This window comes from Pseudoalteromonas sp. MMG005, from assembly GCF_018101015.1.
Lineage (GTDB): Bacteria > Pseudomonadota > Gammaproteobacteria > Enterobacterales > Alteromonadaceae > Pseudoalteromonas > Pseudoalteromonas aurantia.
In genome coordinates this window covers 1-897 of the sequence record NZ_JAGJEK010000072.1, presented here as the reverse complement: position 1 = coordinate 897, position 897 = coordinate 1, and the positions used below count along the sequence as shown (strand labels likewise).

The following is an 897-nucleotide window of genomic DNA, read 5'->3' as shown; positions in this document are numbered from 1 at the left end:
GCCAGTGGCAGAGAGTGTATTGCTCCATGATTACGTTGCACCAATAACGGATACAGAGCGGTTAATTATCGATTTGATATCTAAATTGCTTTATATCGATGCTGAGCATATAAGTGTCAATGCAAACTTCTTTGATTTAGGTGGCCACTCTCTATTAGTGGTGCGCTTTCTTGCTCAATTGAAGGAGGTTGGTTATACGCACATTGAGTTAAAAGACCTTTATGATATAGCAAGTATTTCAGATTTGTGTAACTTGTGCGAGCACCAAAAAGCTGAAGAACTCTTACAGCAGGCCTTATTGGAATCAGAGGATGCCACTGAATATGAGTTTTAATGATATGGATTCATAAGATAAGTAATGCACTGAGTTTTTGCGACAGTGCATTACTTTTATGCCTCGACTTAAGAAACATAACGAAGAATAAATTTTATAAGAATCTCTCGAAAAGTAATTTGGTGACTGTATTAGTGAACCAATAAATTTTAAGCATAACGGATATGTAATTTCATTTATTTTGAGAGACATCAATAACAAAAATCTAAGGTGACGTGATTAATATGAACGAGCTCTATTCAAAACTGATTTCTGAAGGAACTTTGCTGTATATCGATGATGGCAAACTGAAAGCCAAATCTTCCAAAGGACGCTTAGATCAGGATACAATTATCTTGATCAAAAATAATAAAGAGGCTTTGTTAAGTTATTTACAGAAAAAAGAGCTGGAGCTGACGCACAAAAAAATTGTAAGGAGAGCCCATGACAATCACGAAACTTTAGAAGTATGTTCTTTTGCGCAACAGCGTTTATGGTTCATTGATAGCTTGCAAGGCGGCTCCGCTGAGTACAACATGCCCATGGCTTTTGAGGTGCAAGGCGCTCTCGATATCGCGGTGGTC

The 897-nt window shown here is 37.5% G+C and carries 2 protein-coding genes; both read left to right on the top strand.

Annotated features, from left to right (window positions below; all coding sequences use genetic code 11):
- Positions 1-334, top strand: a 334-nt coding sequence (locus J8M01_RS23735) for an acyl carrier protein (protein ID WP_211059596.1), incomplete at its 5' end; no start/stop codon positions are given.
- Between the two features lie 224 nt (positions 335-558).
- Positions 559-897 (top strand): hypothetical protein (locus J8M01_RS23730; RefSeq protein ID WP_211059595.1); only part of this gene is annotated, 339 nt, incomplete at its 3' end.